Here is a 19,083-nt window from a genome sequence, read left to right as displayed (position 1 = left end):
CATGAAATTCGACACCCCCGCCACCGCCAATCCGATCGACCAGCTCAAGGTCGTGGGCAAGCCCACGCCGCGGGTGGATGGGCCGCTCAAGACCACCGGCACGGCGCCCTATGCCTACGAGCGCCACGACGTGGCCCCCGGTGCCGCATACGGCTGTGTCATCGGCGCGGGCATTGCCAAGGGGCGCATCGCCTCCATGGACCTGGGCGCGGCGCGCGCCGCGCCGGGCGTGCTGGCGATCGTCACTTCGCGCAACGCGGGCAAGCTCGGCAAGGGCGAATTCAACACCGCCAAGCTGCTGGGCGGGCCCGGCATCGACCACTACCATCAAGCGGTCGCCGTGGTGGTGGCCAACACGTTCGAGCAGGCCCGCGCGGCAGCGCAGCTGGTGCGCATCAGCTACGAGGTCGCGCCGGGCAAGTACGACCTGGAGGCCGAAAAGGCGGGCGCCAAGGCACCCCAGGCCACCGAATTCTCCGGCCCACCGGATACCCGCGTAGGCGACTTCGCCGGCGCGTTCGCCGCGGCGCCAGTGCAGTTGGACGCCATCTACACGACGCCCGATCAGACCACGCCATGATGGAGCCGCATGCCTCCATCGCCGCCTGGGCCGGCGACAAACTCACGGTGTGGACGTCGAACCAGATGATCGGCTGGGGCGTCGGCGACGTGGCCAAGACCTTGGGAATTCCCAAGGAGAACGTTCGCCTGGTGTCGTCATTTGTCGGTGGCGGATTTGGCGGCAAGCTGTTCGTGCGCGCTGACGCGGTCTTCGCGGCGCTCGGGGCCCGCGCGGCCGGCCGCCCCGTGAAGGTGGCGTTGCAGCGCCCGCTGATGATCAACAACACCACGCACCGACCGGCGACCATCCAGCGCATCCGCATCGGCGCCAATCAGGACGGCCGGATCACGAGCATTGCGCACGAGGGCTGGTCGGGCGATCTGCCCGGTGGCCAGCCGGAGACCGCGGTCAACCAGACGCGGCTGTTGTACGCGGGTGCGAACCGCCTGACCGCGACCCGTCTCGCCGTGCTGGACTTGCCCGAAGGCAATGCCCTGCGCGCGCCGGGCGAGGCGCCCGGCATGATGGCCCTCGAGATCGCGATGGACGAAATGGCGGAGAAGCTCGACATGGACCCGGTGGAGTTCCGCGTGCTGAACGACACGCAGGTCGACCCGGAAAAGCCCGAGCGCCCCTTCTCGCAGCGCCAGCTCGTGAAGTGCCTGCGCATGGGTGCCGAACGATTCGGATGGCAGCGGCGCAACGCCCGCCCGGGTCAGGTGCGCGAGGGAAGCTGGCTGATCGGCATGGGCGTCGCCGCGGGCTTTCGCAACAACCTGCTGACCAAGTCGGGCGCCCGCGTGCGCCTAGACAACCGTGGCATCGTGACCGTGGAGACCGACATGACCGACATCGGCACGGGCTCCTACACCATCATCGCGCAGACGGCGGCCGAGATGATGGGCGTGCCCCTGTCTCAGGTCGTCGTCCGGCTCGGCGATTCTGACTTCCCGGAGTCTTCGGGCTCCGGCGGCCAATGGGGCGGCAACAACTCGACCTCCGGCGTCTTCGCGGCCTGCATGAAGCTGCGCGAAGCGGTGGTCGCCGCGGCCGGCGTGCCGCCCGGCGAGCCGGTATTCGCCGACGGTACCGTGCGCGCCGGCGAACGCGTCGTGCCGCTGGCGGAACTGGCGGGCCCCCAGGGGCTGGCCGGCGAGGATTCGATCGAGTATGGCGAACTCGACAAGAAGTACCAGCAGTCGACCTTCGCGGGGCATTTCGTGGAAGTGGCGGTCGATGCCCATACCGGCGAGACCCGCGTGCGGCGCATGCTCGCCGTCTGTGCCGCCGGCCGGATCATCAATCCGCTCTCCGCGCGCAGCCAGGTCATCGGCGCGATGACGATGGGCGTGGGTGCCGCCCTGATGGAGGAACTTGCGGTCGACAAGCGGCGCGGCTTCTTCGTCAACCACGACCTGGCGGGCTATGAGGTTCCGGTGCACGCCGACATTCCGCACCAGGAGGTGGTGTTCCTCGACGAGGTCGATCCCATTTCTTCGCCGATGAAAGCCAAGGGCGTCGGCGAGCTGGGCTTGTGCGGCGTGGGCGCGGCGATCGCGAACGCCGTCTACAACGCCACCGGCGTTCGCATCCGCGACTATCCGCTCACGCTGGACAAGCTGATCGACCGCCTGCCGCCGGTTGCCTGAAGGCGACCGGTTCGAGGCACCCTGGACACCCGAGGAGGTCGTTCGCCGGCACCTCGCATGCCCCACGTGCCCCAGCGAAGCGTCTCACGGCATGACGCCGCTCAGCGCCTTGGGAATGGGAGTGACGATCAGCTTCTGGCTACCCCGGATGATCAGGCTGTTGCCGTCCGGAGTCACCCGCATCCGCGGGCGAGCACTCGTAGTACGGGTAGTAGCTCGTCTGGCAACTAGGCATGTCAGGAAGAGTGCAGCTGCCGACCAAAGGCGCGTTCACCCGGGTGCCTGCGGGGGCGCTTGTGTCGAAGACATCGACGCTCGGCGGCACCGAATCGCCCGGTTCAACCGCGTAGTTCAGCATGTAGGCGCGGCGGCCATCGGGCGGCATCTGCGCCGCCCTGACACCTGTGTAGGGTTGAGGCAGGCGGCTCACTGTACCGAAGGCGCGGTCATAGACCACCTGGCCTGACATCAGGAATCGATCTCCGCTATAGCTCAGGCTGCTCAGCCAGTAGAAGAAATCCAGGCCGATCGGATTGACGCGAAAAATGTTGTCGACCGCGTCCATGTAGAGCATCGGCGGCCTGGGCGAGATCGACGCTGATTGCGTGAACATCAACCGGGAGCCGTCGCCCGACACCGCGAAATACGATCCGCCGGAGCAGTTGGTGCATCTCGGGTTCGAGACTCCGAACGCCCGCGTCCGGAGATCGAAGTAGCCCAACTCGTGCCAACTGGTCGTGCCCGTCAGCATCCACAGCTTGTCATCATTGGTGAAGGCGATGCTGACTTCGTTGCTGCTTCCCGAATCGCCAATGGCGACTGCGGACACATGGCTGTTCTTGATGGTGAAGGTCGCAGGATCAATCAGGTGGACCTTGCTGGACATGTCCGTGGCGGCCAGGACGCTGCCATCGGTTGTCAGCGCGATGTCCTGCAAGCCCGGAACAGACAGAGTCGAACTGCTCCACCCAGCGCCGGTCCGATGGAACTTCGCGATGGCGCTGATGTTGATGAGGCCGTAGGTCGCCGGATACGAAGCGTAGATGTCCCCGCGCACCGCGTCGTAGACCATCGTCCTCGGCATGCCGTAGGCGCTGGTGTCCAGCGCCGTATAGGCAGGGGTCACGGTCAGGGTGTAGGTTACTGTCGAAGGAGACCCCGCGTAGTTCGCGCTGCAAGCGGCGTCCGGGCAGGACTGAGCCTGTCCGGAATTTTGTGTGTGAGGCATAGCATGTCAAAGAGGAGCATGTATGCCAAGCAGGAAGACGACGAAGGCGGCAGCGGCCGCCGCGGCGGCGTTGCCGTCGATCCCCAAGGAACTGATTGACCAGTTCGTGAAGGGGCCCATGAGCGCCGAGGCGGTCCAGGCCGCCTCGATGGCGTTCAAGAAGGCGCTGATCGAGCGCGCCCTGGATGCGGAGCTGTCGCACCACCTGGGCTACCCGCCAGGTGCAGCGAAGACCGAAGACGCCAGCAACCACCGCAACGGCGCCAGCGGCAAGACCGTGTTGACCGAGGATGGCCCGCTGCGCATCGAGGTGCCGCGCGACCGGGAGGGCTCGTTCGAGCCGGTCCTGATCCCGAAGCACGAGCGGCGCTTCACCGGCTTCGACGACAAGATCGTGGCCATGTACGCCCGGGGCATGACGGTGCGCGAGATCCAGGGTTTCCTCGCCGAGCAATACGGCACCGAGGTCAGCCCCGAGTTCATCAGCTCGGTCACCGACGCCGTGATGGCCGAGGTCGGCGCCTGGCAGTCGCGCCCGCTCGAGCCGATGTACCCGGTGATCTTCTTCGACGCGCTGCGCGTGAAGATCCGCGAAGAGGCCGTGGTGCGCAACAAGGCCATCTACCTGGCCCTGGGCGTGCTGCCCGACGGCACGCGCGACATCCTGGGTCTGTGGATCGAGAACACCGAGGGTGCCAAGTTCTGGATGAAGGTCTTCAACGACCTGAAGACGCGCGGCGTGGGTGACATCCTGATTGCCGTCACCGACGGCCTCAAGGGCATCGGGGAGGCGCTCGGCGCGGTGTTCCCTGCCACCACGCTGCAGACGTGCATCGTGCACTTGATCCGCAACAGCCTGGACTATGCGAGCTGGAAGGACCGCAAGCTGCTCGCCGCAGCACTGCGCCCGGTGTACACGGCGCCCAGCGCCGAGGCCGCCGAGGAGGCGCTGGACGCGTTCGAGCGCAGCCCTTGGGGGCAGAAGTTCCCCACCGTCACGGCGTCGTGGCGCCGCGCCTGGGACCGCGTGATTCCATTCTTTGCGTTCCCGCCGGCCGTGCGTCGCGTGGTCTACACGACCAATGCCATCGAGAGCGTGCACAGCCGGCTGCGCAAGATCATCAAGACCCGAGGCCACTTCCCGGGCGACGACGCCGCCACCAAGCTCATCTGGCTGGCGCTGCGCAACATCACAGCCGATTGGGGCCGCGCGGCAAAGGAATGGCGAGACGCCATGAACCAGTTCGCGATACTCTACGAAGAGCGATTCACGCAGCCCCTGCACGGTGGCACAAGATCATGAGGTCGAGCATGAGTACATCGCTCAACCGGGGCGCCTCCGGCGGCCTGGCAGGGGCCTTGAAGACAGAGAAAAAACCAGTCAAACCGAATCAACCAACCGCCTCACACACAGAAATTCGGACACCCCCGCAGGACTGGATCGTCAGACTGCCCTTGTAGACGCCGAGCGGAAGGCCGGCCTTGGGCTTCACGACGACGCGCGCCGACATTCCGCTCACGGTGCCCTTCGCGCTCTCGATGTTGGGGTCGGTTGTCCCGTTGGCCCCTGTTGCATTCACGAACAGCGTGTTGGGTCCATCACCCGAGGCGACGACGTTCACGACGCTGGCGGCGGGAGCTGTGTCACCCATTTGGTAGCCCATCGTCAACGTCGCAGTGTCAATGCTGACTTTCACATTGCCGGTCTGCGCCGTTGGCGTGGTCGTCGTCGAACCAGGCGGCGTGATGGTCGTCGCCGCAGGCGGCGCAGTCCCGCCGCCGCCAGTGGGGAGGATTCCACCACCACCACCGCCGCCGCCACCGCCGCCGCCCCAGGCAGCCAGCACCCCGGTGAGTACCGTCATCGCGGCCAGCCGTCTGATCGTGGAAGACGTGACGTCTCCTGGCGCCGCGGGGAGCGCGGCTGCCAAACACCTAACCCTCATCGTGGATCTCCTCGTCTTGTTATTCAGGCTGCCCATCGCGCAGACGGCCAGTAATGTAACTAATAGTACGATAGGTAACAATTGGGGGAGCTGCGCATTTCAGCGGCGGTCGACGGCAACGCTCGGCAAAGGGTCGCGCTGTCAATGGCAGGAACGCGGCCTGGCTGAGCAGCTTTCGGCGTCGTAGCGGTCTTCTGACGTAGCGCGCCGCCACCAGTCGGCTCAAAGCAGGCCCGCGGCCTGCGCCGCGTCCAGCACGGTGCGGGTCAGGTCTCGAAACTGTGCGCCGAAATCGGACGACGGTGAAGCAGCGAAGGTCGACGTCCAGATCATCCGACCGCTCCGCACCTCGGTGATGCGTCCGGTCGCCGAAAAGCCAGTCGTCCCCCAGCCACCGATCGGCGCGCTCAGTCCTATTCCTGCGCCGCCGCTGCCACCGAAACTGAAGCCGCCCAGCCCGACGGTCACCCCCGAACCCATCGAAGTCGTTGCGGGAGTCAGACCAAGGATGAAGACGGCCCTCGCTCCGGCGGCATTGGCGGTAGCGGCCAACTGTGCCTCCCACTCGCGCGGGTTCATCGCAGTGGTTTCCATCGGGGCGGAGACGGCATTGACGCCTCTGGCCAGCAAGGCTCGCTGGAGGTTGTCCTGGCATTGCGCACGGCTCGACAAATCGAAGGTGTCGCACGCCACGAGAACCTTGCCGTCTCGCAGAACGCCCGAGTTCGGTCCCAGGGCGGGGTCGATCCATTCGCCCCAACGTTGCGGCGGCGCCGAGCATCCGGCAACCAAGAGCGCCGCCAGTATTGCGACGCGGGCAGAAATCGGCCAGTCCTTCATGTTGCCCCCTGATCCATTGCAGGGACGCCAGCGTACGCGTCCTCGAATGCAGGCTCGCAGAAGAAAGATCAGTCAGCGCGAGTAGGAGAACGCCCAAGCGGCAGCAGCGCGCGCCGACGTTCAAGTCCGCACGAACCTACAGGCCGCGTTCCGCCCGCGCGCTAGCGTGAGTGTTTTTCCATCCCCTGGAGGTCCCATGTCAGCGAACGACGCCCCTATCGCCCCAAATTCCACCAGCCCGAGCAGCATCGACCTGAACTCCGACGCTTCCATTGCCGAATGGGCGCACAAGCTCGACGTATCCGAAGCCCAACTCAAGGAGGCCGTCGCGACCGTCGGCGACCGCGCAACCGACGTCGAGATGCATCTCAAGGGCTCGCCCAGCACGACGAACAACGAAGAAATTCGCAAGGGGGCGCAGCTCGGCGCCAGGCCGTAGTGATGACCCCCGAGAAGTCGATGAGGACAGGCGCCCGAAAAGCTGCAGCGCGCCGACTTCCTCGTGGGCTTCCCATGCAATGCGCTCGATGCGTTTGAGCGCCCTGGCTACCTGCGGAGCGATCGGCTGAGCTTGCTGGATCTCTACGTCGCCGTGGTGTTCCGGTGGCGGCCGCGCCGGCTGAGCGGCTGCCGGGAGGCGCCATGCATGGCGGAGGTGGTCCGACGCGTCGACGCGAGCCCCGGCCGCTGGATCACGGGGCGGCCCGATATCCCTTCATGCCGCCTTGGGAAGCGAAGGCCCGCAGTCGCATCGGAGCGCCGCGCTATGGCGCCCCTTGCTTTCGGGAGTCGGGCGCGAGGTCTGGTATTTGCTCGACAACCGACTGCGGGTGGCTTGTCGCTGCGTTCGCCCGCCTGTCCAGGTCTGCCAGCCATTCGCCGGCGCTCGGCTGGCGAGCTCCTTCGTCCCTGGAGAGGGCCTGGATGACGGCAACGAGATCGGTCCGGCGATTCATGAGAATGATTTCCATTCTTCTTGCTGCCGGCCGACGTCGGCCAATGCCAACGACTGCGACGGAGCCTGACCTACAACGTCAGCCACGCCTGGCGTTCGGCATGAGCACCGCCGAACCGGACAAACGAACTGGGGCTTGATCGACGAAATGGGTCGCCATCATTTCGCCCCGGTCGAGGGGTGTATTCCCTCGGCAGCCACGCGGCGGCTGACAGCGGCGATAACCGGAACCCCGCTTCGGTTCAGACTTGAGCGAGAAAAGTTCGGAGTTGGCTGAGAACCGATACCCCCCCCGCCAGGGATCCTTTTCCAAATCCTGGCCGGATCGACGGTCCGGTCGCGCCTCGCAACACCGCGAGATCAGCGGCTCCGACCTGGGAGGCCAAGAGGAAGTCGGCCAGAGCTGGCCCAATATGCAGGCGGTCTTGCTGGAGCGCTGGTTCGCCACGCTCATCAGCGCCACCACCGAGGTCTGTCCAAGGCGGCTTTCTCCACCACGAGCTTGGCCGAGGCGAGCACCGTGCGGGTCACGCCCTGGAGGTCACCGCCTCTACGTCAAGCGGCTGCCGGCGAACGCGCTGCGCAGCCAGAACCGTGGGGCCCTAAGGATCCTGTTCGGAGGGAATAGATGCTGGAAAGGGAAAAATCCGAGCGGGATGTTTTCCCCAGGTACGGGCGGCCGCTGCGAGCTTCCGATGGACCGTCCGAGAGTCCTCAACGTTCCCGAGGTTGCCAAGCTCGACGGCCGCGCCATCGACATGAAGGACCCGGAGATCCTGGCCGCCGCGCGCCGCGCCGTGCGCGATCCGGTGAGCATCATGATGAACGGGATCAAGGGCGCGTGGGACATCATCGACATGGTCGTGATGGTCGGTGGCCACCCTTCGCACTACGCCGAAGAGATCGCCGAGCGCATGCCCGACATGCCGATCTATGTGCCCAAGCACTCGGTCTTCAGAAACGTCGAGGGCCTGCAGCTGATCGGCGAAGGGCTCGGCCAAGGCCTGGCTGAAAGGCACCCGCAAGAGCGACGATACCTTGGACTTCCGCATCCGAATCCACCGGGACGATAGCCCCATGCTTTTCCGTGCCTTCGCAAGCTTGGAAGCCGCGCCTGGCATGCGCAAACGAAACATGTTCGCACGCCAACTCATGGAAATGGGGTTGATGGTCATGGAGGAGCGGATGCGCCGCCAGGACGGCCTCTCGACTCGGGTTTCCAGCGGACTCGCCGACGAACTCAGCGCCTCCGCCGGGACGATCGCCCTCGACCGGGCTGCCCGCGGCTGCGGCCCCAGCGCTCCCCGAATCGCCGGCCGAGCCAGGAACCGATCGCGCCGTTTCGGCCGCTCCTGTTCCGGCTCCAGCCGAGGCTGCCCCGCCGGCGCCTGCTCCTACCGTCGTCCCAGCGCCGCAGATCGCGGTGGTCGCCGCTCCGGTGGCCGGGAACATCGCGCCTGGCGACGACGACCGCCCTCCTCCGCGGCTTGGCGGCACCAGAGCCGTTCGGATGTTGGACGGTGAGTCGTTCGAGTGAAGCAGGCGCGCAGACAACCGTGAGGAAAGCGCTTTTGACGCAGTTCGGTGTCAGCTGCCGGTGCGAATGTTCGGGTTTCAGGCAAACCAACTGTGAGGAAAGTACTTTTCTCACAGTTGTGCGGCGCTTTGAGATGGGTGTGCGTGTGCCCCTAACTGTGAGGAAGACGCTTTCCTCACAGTTCGACCTCACCTGCCGGCTTGGAAGCATGTGCGGGCAACTGCGTGAAAAGTACTTTCCTCACAGTTCCCTGGAAGGGCGTAGGTCCCTCTCGATTTTTCTTGATCTGTGCCGCGCTCGCCCACTAACTGTGTGGAAAGTGCTTTTCACGCAGTTAGGCGCAGCCTGATTTCGAGCGTTTCTCACCTGAATTCGCCAGTTAACTGCGTGAAAAGTACTTTTCTAGCAGTTGGACGCAGCCCTGATTTCGAGCTGTTTTCGGTCGATTTTCCGAACTTGTTAACAGAACTTCTCACACTTATCAGCCATTTGGGGGGAAACCGGGTGAAAACGCCCTTGTTGGAACCTTGAATCCACGCGAGCAGGGCAGCTCAGGAACCGACCTCGATGAGAGCCCCGAGCCAAACGGTCCAGATCCCCCCAGCTCCCCAGACCCCTCCAAAACACCCAGACCCACCAAGCCCAGTTCCTCCCACCTGGCGCCGGGACCGAGACCCCACATGAGCAGCAATCCAGACCTGAACCCTGACTTCGAGCCGAACAGTGATCTCCGTGAAACCGATCTTTCGGGCCCACTCGACGCTTCCGCGAACACAGATGCGACCGCGAACGGCGGCCTTGCGAATGAGGATTCCCGGCCCGTCGAAAGCCTGAGCAACTGGTTCGAGCAGACCGTCCAGCCCGTCGCGCCCGAGACTGCCAGGGCGTACATGCGCAACTACTACATGATGGTCGAGCGAGCCGCCGCGACACTCAATCTGGATCCGCACTTCGTGTCGATCGACGACCTCCTCGCGCAGCTGCATGACGACACGACGATCACAGTGGGGACCAAGAACACCTACGCGTCCGCGATAGCGTGGGCCTTGAAACAACCCGACTTCGACTTCCCGCCGGCAGTCCGCGAGCACGGGCTGGCGCTCGTTCGGAACTTCAACCCACGCGGCGGTCCGGCCCAGGAAGTCACGCGCAACAGCCGCGTATCGGCCCGCACGATTCCCCAAGAGGATCTCGGTCCGGTCTTGAACGCGCTCCTTGGCGCTCGCATAACCAAGCAGGCATGGGCCACGAAGACCACGTCTTGGCTGAATGCGGGCATCGCGACAGGCGCCCGCCCCGGTGAGTGGGAGTCCGCGTACCGGTTCGACCGCGATCGCCGGATCCTGCGGCTACCCAACGCCAAGCTCAGGAAGCAGGCCCCTTTCCGGTGGCAGCACATTCCCGAGCGGCTGCTCAACCGCGCGGACGCCGACCTGGCGTCCATGGCCGAGGCCGACCTCGAGAACATCTCGATCGTGGTCGCGGCCGCCAAACGCCACTCCGAATTGCTGGCCCGGAATCTGGCCTTTTTCGATGAGGCCGAGGCCGGGACCGATTCGAGCAATGCCGAGGCCATCGACACGCTCCGTCGGCTGCGCGCCTGGGAACTGCATAACGCCGGGCTCGCTTGGCGCGACTCGAGGTGCCCGTGCGCTGGATCGGAGCCGTCGACGCCCACCTCACGAACCTGCAGCAGTCCCTGTCCAGCGAACCTGGCAGGTGGCCCCCCCAACCTTCAAGCGCTACTACGACGGGTGCAGGACCGCCTGCGCACCGCCTGCCTCAGCGCCTTCCCCGACAAGAGGCTGTACTCGCTCTACGACACCAGGTCGACTGCCGCGGCCAACATGCAGGCAACCATCGGCGCCGAAGCGGCAGCCGCGGTCATGGGTCACTACATGAAGCGCAAGCGCACGATCAAGGCGAACTACGCGGGTCCCGACCGGGCGTACCGTGGCGCCGGTCGTTTCGCGCCGGGCCTGGCCGACACCGGGAACCAACGCGACCAAGCAGCCGACCGGTCAGCGGATCACTCGGGTCAGGCGGATGTCGGTGGGTTGGGCGGAGTCTCCTCAGCGCCCACCGGAAATGGGCAGGCAGCCGGATGATTCTTGCGGGGGCGCGAGGCGCCCTTGTCCGGGGCCTGCGCCGGCTTGGGCGTCCGCAGGGAACCTGGTCGCCTCGATTCGACCCTAACCCAGACGGTTTCTCCAAGGTCGACCACCGACCTCTTTCGCCCTTGCCAGCTCGGCAGGGGCGTTTTTTCTTCGGCCGTACGCCCACCACCAGTGTCTACGTTTCCGCTCTATTCCTGATTAGGGATGTATGTATGGAGACCACCGAACTAGGCGGGACGCCCGCGCGCGATACTGTCCAGCTTTTAATCGCGTCACCCGCGGCCTTCCGCCACATTGTTTCACGACATTTTGAAGCATCTTATTTTTCTCTTATGGGACAAGGAGTTATCGCTGTTTTCTCGACAAGAAGAGGTGAATGTTTCACGAAACAGTAGGCGTTACACGACTTTTTATCGAGTAATGTCGCCCTTCGTTCATAATTAGGTTATCTAGTAACCATCAAGGCCCGGCAATGCCAGAATTTGTAGCGGACCCGCATTCGACGCAAGCCCCTGGCCAGGCAGAAGGGGTCCAAGACACCAACTCCTCAGGTGGGTCCATCCCCTCTTCCACAGCCAGCCACGGCTGGCCCAAGGTCTGCACCTTGGCCGAGCTGGGGCGGATACTCACGCTGATCCATGGCGTTCGCGCTCCTGCGGATTCGTCGCTCAAGAAATGGAGCGCCGCGGGCATGTTCCGTTCTTGCATGGCAACCCGGGAAGATATCGATGCGAGCGAAGCCCCCTCCCTCACGCATGAAGTACTGCAGCGCCCGCGGCGAGGCGGCCGGCCGGGTCTGAGCTTGCGCACCGCGGCAGCCATCGGCCGGGTTTACGAACTGTGGCCGTTCCTGGCGGATTCCGACTCTCACGCCGTCCTCGAACTGGCGGTCGCCCGGACCGCCGACCACTTTCGGACCGCTCTCGGCCCCGCCGGCCCTTCACTGGCGCTGCCCACGGCTGCCGCCGAACTCCCTGCTGCTGCGGTGTCGGGGCCCGCACTCCAAGAAGTCCAGGAGCAACTCACGGCGCTGATGCGAGAGATGGCTGCGGTGCGGCGGGAGCTGGCCCAGTTTTCGGCATTGCGCAACAACCTCATCACCAAGCTGGATGACGTGGTGGCGCGCGCCAAGGATGCCTTCAGCGGCGGCGGCCAGACATCGGCGGCCGGATTCGATCCGCTCGCCGAAGCTCGGCGTGACCGCGACATGGGCCTCATGAAATCGACGTTGTCCGAAATTCTTGCGACGCTCGAGCGTATCGAGAGGGGACGAGGCTGAATCGCCAAAGGGGGTAGTTTCAAACTACCCCCTTCACCGTCCACTACCGGCCGCACATAAAAAAGGGGGGTGGTTTGAAACCACCCCCCTTTCGTCCTGCCTGAATCAGCCTTCAAATCGAATCGACAAATCCTTGCATCGCCTTGATCAGCGCCTTCTGCTGATCATCCGACAGCTTGATCGACAGCCTGATCGAAGGACGCCCGATGGCATCGAACCTCAGCGAGCCCACCTTTTGCCCGCCCACCTTCAACGCGTGGCTCGCCTGAACCGGCAACGGGGCGGCCTCGGGCACCACCGACGGCGGTGAAACAAGGCGCGCAAAAACACTCTTCGCCGGCAAGGCTGTCTTTTCAGTCGACAACGCCTGCGCCCGTGCCAACACGCCCGACTCGTCCTCAGTCATGGCCTTGCCCAGGTCCGTTGCCCATGCCAGCTGGATCGACTGCGGCGTGGGAAAGGCCGCGATCACCGCGGCGGGCAGTCTGGCCAACGCGATCGCCTTTCCGAGGTTGCTGATGTCCACCCCGAGCGCGGCCGCCATCTGACGGTTCGACGGATAAATGCCCTTCTCGAGCGCACGCAGATAGGTCATTCCCTGCTCCCAGGGTGACGGATCCGCCCTGCCCCGATTCTCGCGATCCATTTCCTCGATCAAGGCCCGGTCGTCCAGGTTCTCGACCACCGCCCAGACCGGCAAGCCGATCTGGCGGCAGGCCTCGTAGCGCCGATGTCCGAACACCAGCTCATAGTGCGGACCGTCGCCCGGGTTCGCGATCGCGCGAACCTTGATGGGCTGCGAGTTGCGTCCCGCCTCCTGGATCTCACGCTTGAAATCCTCGAACAGCTTCCCCTCGAACGCGGACGCATGCCGGTTGGCGAACTCGCTGCGCGCGATGTCCGCGGTGTCGATCAGGCGTGCCGGCAAGGCACCGTCCCAGCTGCGCAGTTCGTCGCGAACTTCGCTCAGGCGCCCTTCCAGCTCGTCGACCTGTGCCGCCCGGGCCCGCAGTTCGTCGTTCTGGCGCAGCAGGTCCGAACGCTGGTCGTTGGCGAAGGCCATCATCGCGCCAGGCGCTGTCTTGGGTTTCGCGAGCTCCGGGTTGGGCTGCGAACTCGGCATGATCGATGCGAAGTCGATCTTGGAGGCTTTGTCTTTCAATCCCATGTCAAACCGCCGTTTCCAGTACTTGACGCTCCGCCACCTGGCGGGCCCAGACCGCTTCGATCTGCTGCTCGATCAACTCGCACATCCTGTCGTAGGCCACCCTTGCCCGTGAAAAGGTCTTGGAATTCACCGAGCCACGCGGCAGGTCGTAGACGGTTCCGAACTCGGCGCTCGCCGTGGCGGCCACCGCCGTCTTTGGAATCTCGATCGGCAACACCTTGTCGCCGTAGCCCTCGAGCACCCACTGCCGCACCACCGAGCTGGCCGTGTCGGAGGCTTCGACGCGCGACAGCAGCACATCGATGAACTCGAAGCTCTTGTCCTTGCCGCGGCTGCGCACCAGCTGGTTGCACAGGTCCGAGAACAGATCCCAGAACTGCGCCGAACTCGCGAAATCCAGTGCCGAAGGCGGCAAAGGCATGATCACGCCATCGGCGGCCATCAGCGCGTTGATGGTGACGTAGCTCAGCGAAGGCGGGGTGTCGATCACGATGACGTCGTACTCTTCACGCGGAAGATCGAGGCCGCGGTCGAGCACGCGCCAGAACTCGAAACCCGGGTCTCGCGCCTGGCGTGCTGGCAGATGGAATTCCGCTCCGTAGAGAAGGGGCGCGGCGCACACCAGGTCGATATTGGGCCAGTAGGTCGGGCGCACGGCGTATTGGAGGTTTTCCTGGTCGCCGGTGAACAGCGACATCGCCGTGTGCTCGGTCTCGACCTCCGCGTCCGGCAGCACGCCGAACAAGGTCGTGGCAGAGCCCTGGGGATCGAGGTCTACCAGCAGCACGCGGTGTCCACGCATCGACAGGCCCTGGGCCAGGGTCACCGCCGAGGTCGTCTTGGCCACGCCGCCCTTGAAGTTGGCCACCGTGATGGTGATGCCGGCCGCGCCTTCCGGCCGCAGGTGCTCAGCACGCAGTTCGCGGGCCCAACTCTGGGCCTCCGCCATGGACCACTCGCGGCTGTTGCCATGGATTTCGCCGGCCGGGAGGTCACCGCGTGTCAGGCGGTAGGAGATCTTCGATTTGTCGACACCGCACAGGTCCGCCAGTTGCACCGCCTTCAGCGTGGGCGCAGACTTCACGGCGGTGGGAGCCAGCATGGCGGACCGGATCCGGTCCATCATGCCGGCGATCTTGTGGGCTTGCTGCTCGATATCCTCCAGGTTTTGACGTCGAATGGTTTGCTTGATGTCCACGGGATCTGCCTTGAAAGTTGGAGTGTCTTGCGATTATGCAGGGCACACGCGAAAAAACGAAGAAACGTCGATCCATCACCTGAAGTGATGGCCCTCTTCTGCGGTTTTTGGCCTTTTCCTAAGCTCTCTCGGGAGATTAAGAAAGGAACTTCAATAAATTCAAGAGATTAAGCCCGTCGAAACTTCGATTTTCTTCAATTAAATCAACAGCTTACGCGTGTCCTGATGGTCCGAATGTCCAGACTTTAATCGCTTGCGTCCGGCTCCTGATCGGATCCGTCCAGCCTTCCATCGCCAACTGTCCGGGTCGACATCGGTGCCTTCGTGCACCTTGTCCACAGCCCGATTCGGCCGGTTCCGCACCAGCTTGACGCCAACGTCCAGGTTTTAAGCGCCATTTTGAGGCTCATTCCGGGCCCTTCGGAAGCGCTGGAAGCGCCAATGTCCGGCTTTTAATCGGGGAGCGAAGAGGACCCGGGCGGCCCGTTGTCGCCAACCGTCCAGCTTTTAATCGGATCGCCTGCGCCTGCCCCCAGCACAAATGTCCAGGTTTTGCTCGGGCCGCTGTGCCTCAATCCGCACGGGGTTGTGTCCAAACGGCGTTGGACATAACATTGACCCCGCTATGAGCCAACAGATCGCGGGAAATCCGGGCGACAAGCCAGTCATGAGCCACGCCGTCGACGACGTGCTGGAGCTCAGGAAGCCGCACGAGATGATCGTGATGATGCCGCGCTCGGCCCGCGTAACCCTGACCGGTCGCCGCATCTACAGCGCGCTGCTGCAGGTGGCGCAGACGCGGCTGGTCGCCTTGCCCGGCATGCCCGCGGCCGACTTCATGTTCGAGGCCCCGCTGGCAGCCATCCTGCGCACCACCGGCTCCAGCGGCAGCGAGCGCACCGCCGCCAAGAAGTACCTGATCGAGATGCGCAGCCTGGAGGTCGACTGGGAGTCGACCGCGCCGGGCGACGGCGTCAAGTGGCGCGGCTTTTCGATGCTGTCCGAAGTCGCGCTGGAGCTCAGGCGTGGCGAGAACTGGGTCAGCTGGTCCTATCCGCCGACCATCATGGCAGCGCTTCGGGATCCGCAGCGCTGGGCCCGCATCGACCTCGACGTGCTGGCCAAGCTGGGCTCCTACACCGCCGTGGCGCTCTACGAGATCTGCGCCCGCTACCGGGAGAATCCGAGCGGGGTCACCAGCCGCAAGCCCGTGACCTGGTGGGTCGACGCGCTCAGCAACGGGCCTGGGCCCGAGCGGCGCGAATGGCGCAAGTTCAAGAACGAGCGGGTCAAGGACGCGGTGATCGAGATCAACGCCGAGACCGATCTCGAGATCGACCTGATCGAGCATAAGCAGGGCAGGGTGATCACCGAGGTCCAGTTCGCGGTGCGCAAGAAGCGGCAGGCGCCGCTGCAGCGGCCGCTCACCGGCGAGCCGGTCGACGCCACCCTGGTGCTGCGGGCCGAAACGCTGGGCATCCGCGAGATCAAGCTGGAAGGGCTGCTGAAGGAATTCGGCGACGAGCGCGTGCGGGCCCAGATCGAGGTGCTCGAGCGGCGCGCCGCCAACAAATCGCTGCGCACCATCGAGAACGCCTTCTCGTACCTGCGCTCGCTGCTGCGCAACGAGCCCGCCACCGAAGGCGCCGCCGACCCTCGCGCCGCCGTCCCGCCGGTGGTGCTGCAGCCGGTGCCGGAAACCCCCGCGCCGGTGCCCAGTCTCGAAGGCGCGAACTGGCTGCGCGAGCAGATCGAGTCGATGAAGAAGGAGGTCGCGGCGCTCGAGCCGGCGCAGCTCAAGCGCTGGGTCGACCAGGCGCTGCAGGACCTGGCGCGCAAGGGGGCGCTGAACGCTGTGATCAGCCGGCGCGCGGCCCAGGGCGACGTCCTGCACGGCTTGCTGGGTTCGGCCGTGGTGTATGCCTATGCCGACGCCACCTACGGGCCGGACTGGAAAGTCGACCGGCAATTGTTCGACGCGGTGCAGTAGCCCCGCGGGGCGCTTATGCCCAGGGCATATAAGCAGCCTTCTATTGCGTCGTTCCCCTCGGTGCCGCGAGCCGCGATACTTGCGGACTTTGCGGCGCAGCTGCATCCGCCTGCCATGCAGGCCGTGCCGGCCGATCCCGTCCATGACTTCCTCTTCCCCGGCCGAGGCCCAGCCCCGGCCCCCCCTGATCCGACTCGAGTCGGTGCAGAAATCATTCACCTTGCCCGACGGCGCCGTCTTCGATGCCGTGCGATCGCTGTCGCTCGACATCCATGAAGGCGACGTCTTCGGCCTGATCGGCAAGAGCGGCGCCGGCAAGTCGACCCTGCTGCGGCTGATCAACCTGCTCGAACGCCCCGATGCCGGCAAGGTGCTGGTCGGCGGCCGCGACCTGACCACCCTGTCGCGCCGCGAGCTGCGCGACACGCGGCAGAACATCGGCATGATCTTCCAGCAGTTCAACCTGATCCAGAATGCGACCGTCTTCGACAACGTCGCCTTCCCGCTGAAGATCCACGGCCGCCATTCGCGCGCCGAGATCGAGGCCCGCGTGCGCGAGTGCCTCGAACTGGTCGGCCTGGGCGAGAAGATTCGCAGTTACCCGGCCCAGCTCTCGGGCGGCCAGAAGCAGCGGGTGGCGATCGCGCGTGCGCTGGCGCCGCGGCCGCAGGTGCTGTTGTGCGACGAGCCCACCTCGGCACTCGACAGTGAGACCACGCGCGCGCTCCTCGAGACGCTGCGCGACATCAACCTGAAACTCGGCGTGACCATCGTCATCGTCACCCACGAGCTGTCGGTGGTCGAGGTGCTGTGCCGCCAGGTTGCGATCCTCGAGCAGGGCCGCCTGGTCGAGCAGTTCGAGGTCGATTCGCCGGCCGCCGAACGCGCCACCGCGCTCGGACGCGAGATCGATGCCCTGGTGCGCCGGCGCGAGCGCGACGCGCGCGAAGCGCTCGCCGCCCAGGCGCTTTCATCCCCCCAACGCCAGCAGGCAGGCACGCAGGAGCTGGCCCATGCCTGAGAACATCGCCGCCATCCTGCCCGAGCTCGGGATCGCCATCGCCCAGACTTTCATGATGCTGGGCATCGGCCTCACGGCCGCGCTCCTGATCGGCGGCCCGCTCGGCGTGCTGCTCTTCCTGCTCGGCCCCGGACAGTCGCTCGAGAACAAGCCCGCCTTCCTGATCCTCAACTGGATCGTGAACACGGTGCGTTCCTTCCCGTTCATCATCCTGCTGGTGGCGCTGGTGCCCTTCACGCGGGTGATCGCGGGCACCTCGATCGGGCCGCTGGCGGCCGCCGTGCCGTTGTCGGTGGCGGCCATCCCCTACCTCGCGCGGCTGGTCGACCAGTGCCTGCGCGAAGTGCCGCGCGGCGTCATCGAGGCCGCCCATGCGATGGGCGCCTCCGAGCTGCAGATCATCTGGCGCGTGCTGATCGTCGAGGCCCGCTCGGGCCTGGTGTTGGCCTTCACCGTGCTTGCCGTGAGCTTCCTGTCCTATTCGGCGATCGCCGGCGTGGTGGGCGGCGGCGGCATCGGCGACCTGGCGATCCGCTACGGCTACTACCGCTTCCAGACCGACGTCATGGTGCTCACCGTGGCGCTGCTCGTGGCGCTGGTGCAGATCATCCAGTTCGTCGGCAACACTGCCGCCCGTCGCCTGGACAAACGCTGACCCTGGCGCAGCCGATTCCGATTTCCAACCGTGACCGTTCCCATGAAAACATCTCTCGTCCGCCGTTCCGTCCTCGCTCTGTCGGTGCTCGCCCTGTCGCTCGGCGGCCTTTCGCTCGAGGCCCACGCCCAGGCCGCCGCCAAGAAAGACCTGGTGATCGGCGGCACCGCCGGCTCCAACGTCGACCAGCTCAAGGCCGGCATCGTGCCCCTGCTCGAAAAGAAGGGCTACAAGGTCAAGCTGGTCGAGTTCAACGACTACGTGCAGCCGAATCTCGCCCTGGCGCAGGGCTCGCTCGATGCCAACTTCTTCCAGCACCGCGTCTATCTGCAGAAGTTCGCGGCCGACCAGAAGCTCGACATCGTCGAGCTGGTGCAGGGCCCGATCGCGCCGCTGGGCGTCTACTCGACCAAGCGCAAGACACTGGCCGAACTCAAGGACGGCGACCGCTTCACGATCCCCAACGACCCGAGCAACCTGGCGCGCGCGCTGGTGCTGCTGGAGCAGAACAAGCTGATCACGCTGAAGCCGGGCATCGACGCGCTGCGCGCCACCGAGAAGGACATCGCCGAGAACCCGCGCAAGCTGAAGTTCATTCCGCTCGAGGCGGCCCAGCTGCCGCGCTCGCTGGGCGACACCGAGTACGCGATCATCAACGGCAATTTCGCGATGTCCTCTGGGCTGAAGCTGACCGAAGCCGTGGTGCTCGAGAAGACGCCCGACCACTATCTGAACGTGGTCGCCGTGAAGCGTGCCGACAAGGACACGCCGTGGGCCAAGGACATCGTCGAGGCCTATCACTCGAAGGACTTCCGCGCGGTCGTCGACAGCAAGTTCCCGGGGTACGCGAAGCCGGGCTTCCTGCAGTAGGACGGAAAAGGGCCGCGCAGGCCTCCCTGCGCCAACTCGGCAGGCGGCCCCTTATCGGAAATTATCGA

Annotated in this window: 14 protein-coding genes and 1 pseudogene; 10 read left to right on the top strand and 5 right to left on the bottom strand. The window is 65.2% G+C overall.

The genetic code is table 11. The features are described 5' to 3' along the window. Position 1 precedes the first annotated feature (1 nt). Positions 2-2,211 (top strand): annotated as a pseudogene (gene paoC / locus QTI17_RS02365) (aldehyde oxidoreductase molybdenum-binding subunit PaoC). Positions 2,212-2,350: 139 nt separating this feature from the next. Here the strand turns inward: paoC and QTI17_RS02360 are convergent. Continuing rightward, positions 2,351-3,337, bottom strand: a complete 987-nt coding sequence (locus QTI17_RS02360) for a hypothetical protein (RefSeq protein WP_286530772.1) — start codon at positions 3,335-3,337, stop codon at positions 2,351-2,353. A gap of 124 nt (positions 3,338-3,461) precedes the next feature. On the opposite strand from QTI17_RS02360, the gene QTI17_RS02355 reads away from it, so the two are divergent. Further along, entirely contained in the window at positions 3,462-4,742 is a 1,281-nt protein-coding gene (locus tag QTI17_RS02355; RefSeq protein ID WP_286530771.1) for an IS256 family transposase, read from the top strand. An 88-nt stretch (positions 4,743-4,830) separates the two neighbouring features. Here QTI17_RS02355 and QTI17_RS02350 read toward each other — a convergent pair whose 3' ends face one another. Together QTI17_RS02350 and QTI17_RS02345 are read right to left on the bottom strand one after the other, a co-directional pair. Further along, entirely contained in the window at positions 4,831-5,304 is a 474-nt protein-coding gene (locus tag QTI17_RS02350) for a hypothetical protein (RefSeq protein ID WP_286530770.1), read from the bottom strand. A gap of 303 nt (positions 5,305-5,607) precedes the next feature. Next, the gene (locus tag QTI17_RS02345) at positions 5,608-6,225 is read right to left on the bottom strand and encodes a hypothetical protein (RefSeq protein ID WP_286530769.1); all 618 of its coding nucleotides are present in this window, start codon (positions 6,223-6,225) and stop codon (positions 5,608-5,610) included. A gap of 196 nt (positions 6,226-6,421) precedes the next feature. Between QTI17_RS02345 and QTI17_RS02340 the strand changes: the two genes are divergently transcribed. The 4 genes from QTI17_RS02340 (at position 6,422) to QTI17_RS02325 (ending at position 12,113) form a co-directional block, all read left to right on the top strand. Then, positions 6,422-6,664: a DUF3606 domain-containing protein gene (locus tag QTI17_RS02340; protein ID WP_286530768.1), complete on the top strand. Its 243-nt coding sequence runs from the start codon at positions 6,422-6,424 to the stop codon at positions 6,662-6,664. A 1,211-nt stretch (positions 6,665-7,875) separates the two neighbouring features. Further along, the gene (locus QTI17_RS02335; RefSeq protein WP_286530767.1) at positions 7,876-8,253 is read left to right on the top strand and encodes a hypothetical protein; all 378 of its coding nucleotides are present in this window, start codon (positions 7,876-7,878) and stop codon (positions 8,251-8,253) included. Between the two features lie 1,144 nt (positions 8,254-9,397). Further along, positions 9,398-10,825, top strand: coding sequence for a hypothetical protein (locus tag QTI17_RS02330; RefSeq protein WP_286530766.1), 1,428 nt, complete (start codon positions 9,398-9,400; stop codon positions 10,823-10,825). A gap of 613 nt (positions 10,826-11,438) precedes the next feature. Continuing rightward, on the top strand, positions 11,439-12,113 hold the full coding sequence (locus QTI17_RS02325) for a hypothetical protein (RefSeq protein WP_286530765.1): 675 nt from the start codon (positions 11,439-11,441) through the stop codon (positions 12,111-12,113). A 112-nt stretch (positions 12,114-12,225) separates the two neighbouring features. On the opposite strand, the gene QTI17_RS02320 is transcribed toward QTI17_RS02325, so the two are convergent. Beyond that, positions 12,226-13,281: a ParB/RepB/Spo0J family partition protein gene (locus tag QTI17_RS02320; protein ID WP_286520805.1), complete on the bottom strand. Its 1,056-nt coding sequence runs from the start codon at positions 13,279-13,281 to the stop codon at positions 12,226-12,228. 1 nt (position 13,282) lies between these two features. Continuing rightward, entirely contained in the window at positions 13,283-14,479 is a 1,197-nt protein-coding gene (locus QTI17_RS02315) for a ParA family protein (protein WP_286507121.1), read from the bottom strand. 625 nt (positions 14,480-15,104) lie between these two features. Here QTI17_RS02315 and QTI17_RS02310 point away from each other — a divergent pair. From QTI17_RS02310 to QTI17_RS02295, 4 genes are all read left to right on the top strand, one after another. Continuing rightward, positions 15,105-16,469, top strand: coding sequence for a replication initiation protein (locus QTI17_RS02310; RefSeq protein WP_286530764.1), 1,365 nt, complete (start codon positions 15,105-15,107; stop codon positions 16,467-16,469). Positions 16,470-16,611: 142 nt separating this feature from the next. Next, on the top strand, positions 16,612-17,490 hold the full coding sequence (locus tag QTI17_RS02305) for a methionine ABC transporter ATP-binding protein (protein ID WP_286530763.1): 879 nt from the start codon (positions 16,612-16,614) through the stop codon (positions 17,488-17,490). Further along, the gene (locus QTI17_RS02300) at positions 17,483-18,145 is read left to right on the top strand and encodes a methionine ABC transporter permease (protein ID WP_286520809.1); all 663 of its coding nucleotides are present in this window, start codon (positions 17,483-17,485) and stop codon (positions 18,143-18,145) included. Before QTI17_RS02305 ends, QTI17_RS02300 begins: the two co-directional genes overlap by 8 nt. A gap of 42 nt (positions 18,146-18,187) precedes the next feature. Then, entirely contained in the window at positions 18,188-19,015 is an 828-nt protein-coding gene (locus tag QTI17_RS02295; RefSeq protein WP_286530761.1) for a MetQ/NlpA family ABC transporter substrate-binding protein, read from the top strand. The last annotated feature ends 68 nt before the right edge of the window (positions 19,016-19,083 follow it).

Origin of the sequence: Variovorax sp. J31P179, from assembly GCF_030316985.1 — a bacterium.
Taxonomy (GTDB): Bacteria; Pseudomonadota; Gammaproteobacteria; order Burkholderiales; family Burkholderiaceae_C; genus Variovorax; species Variovorax ginsengisoli_B.
The sequence above is the reverse complement of the archived record's forward strand: the minus strand, read 5'-3'. Positions and strand labels throughout refer to the sequence as shown.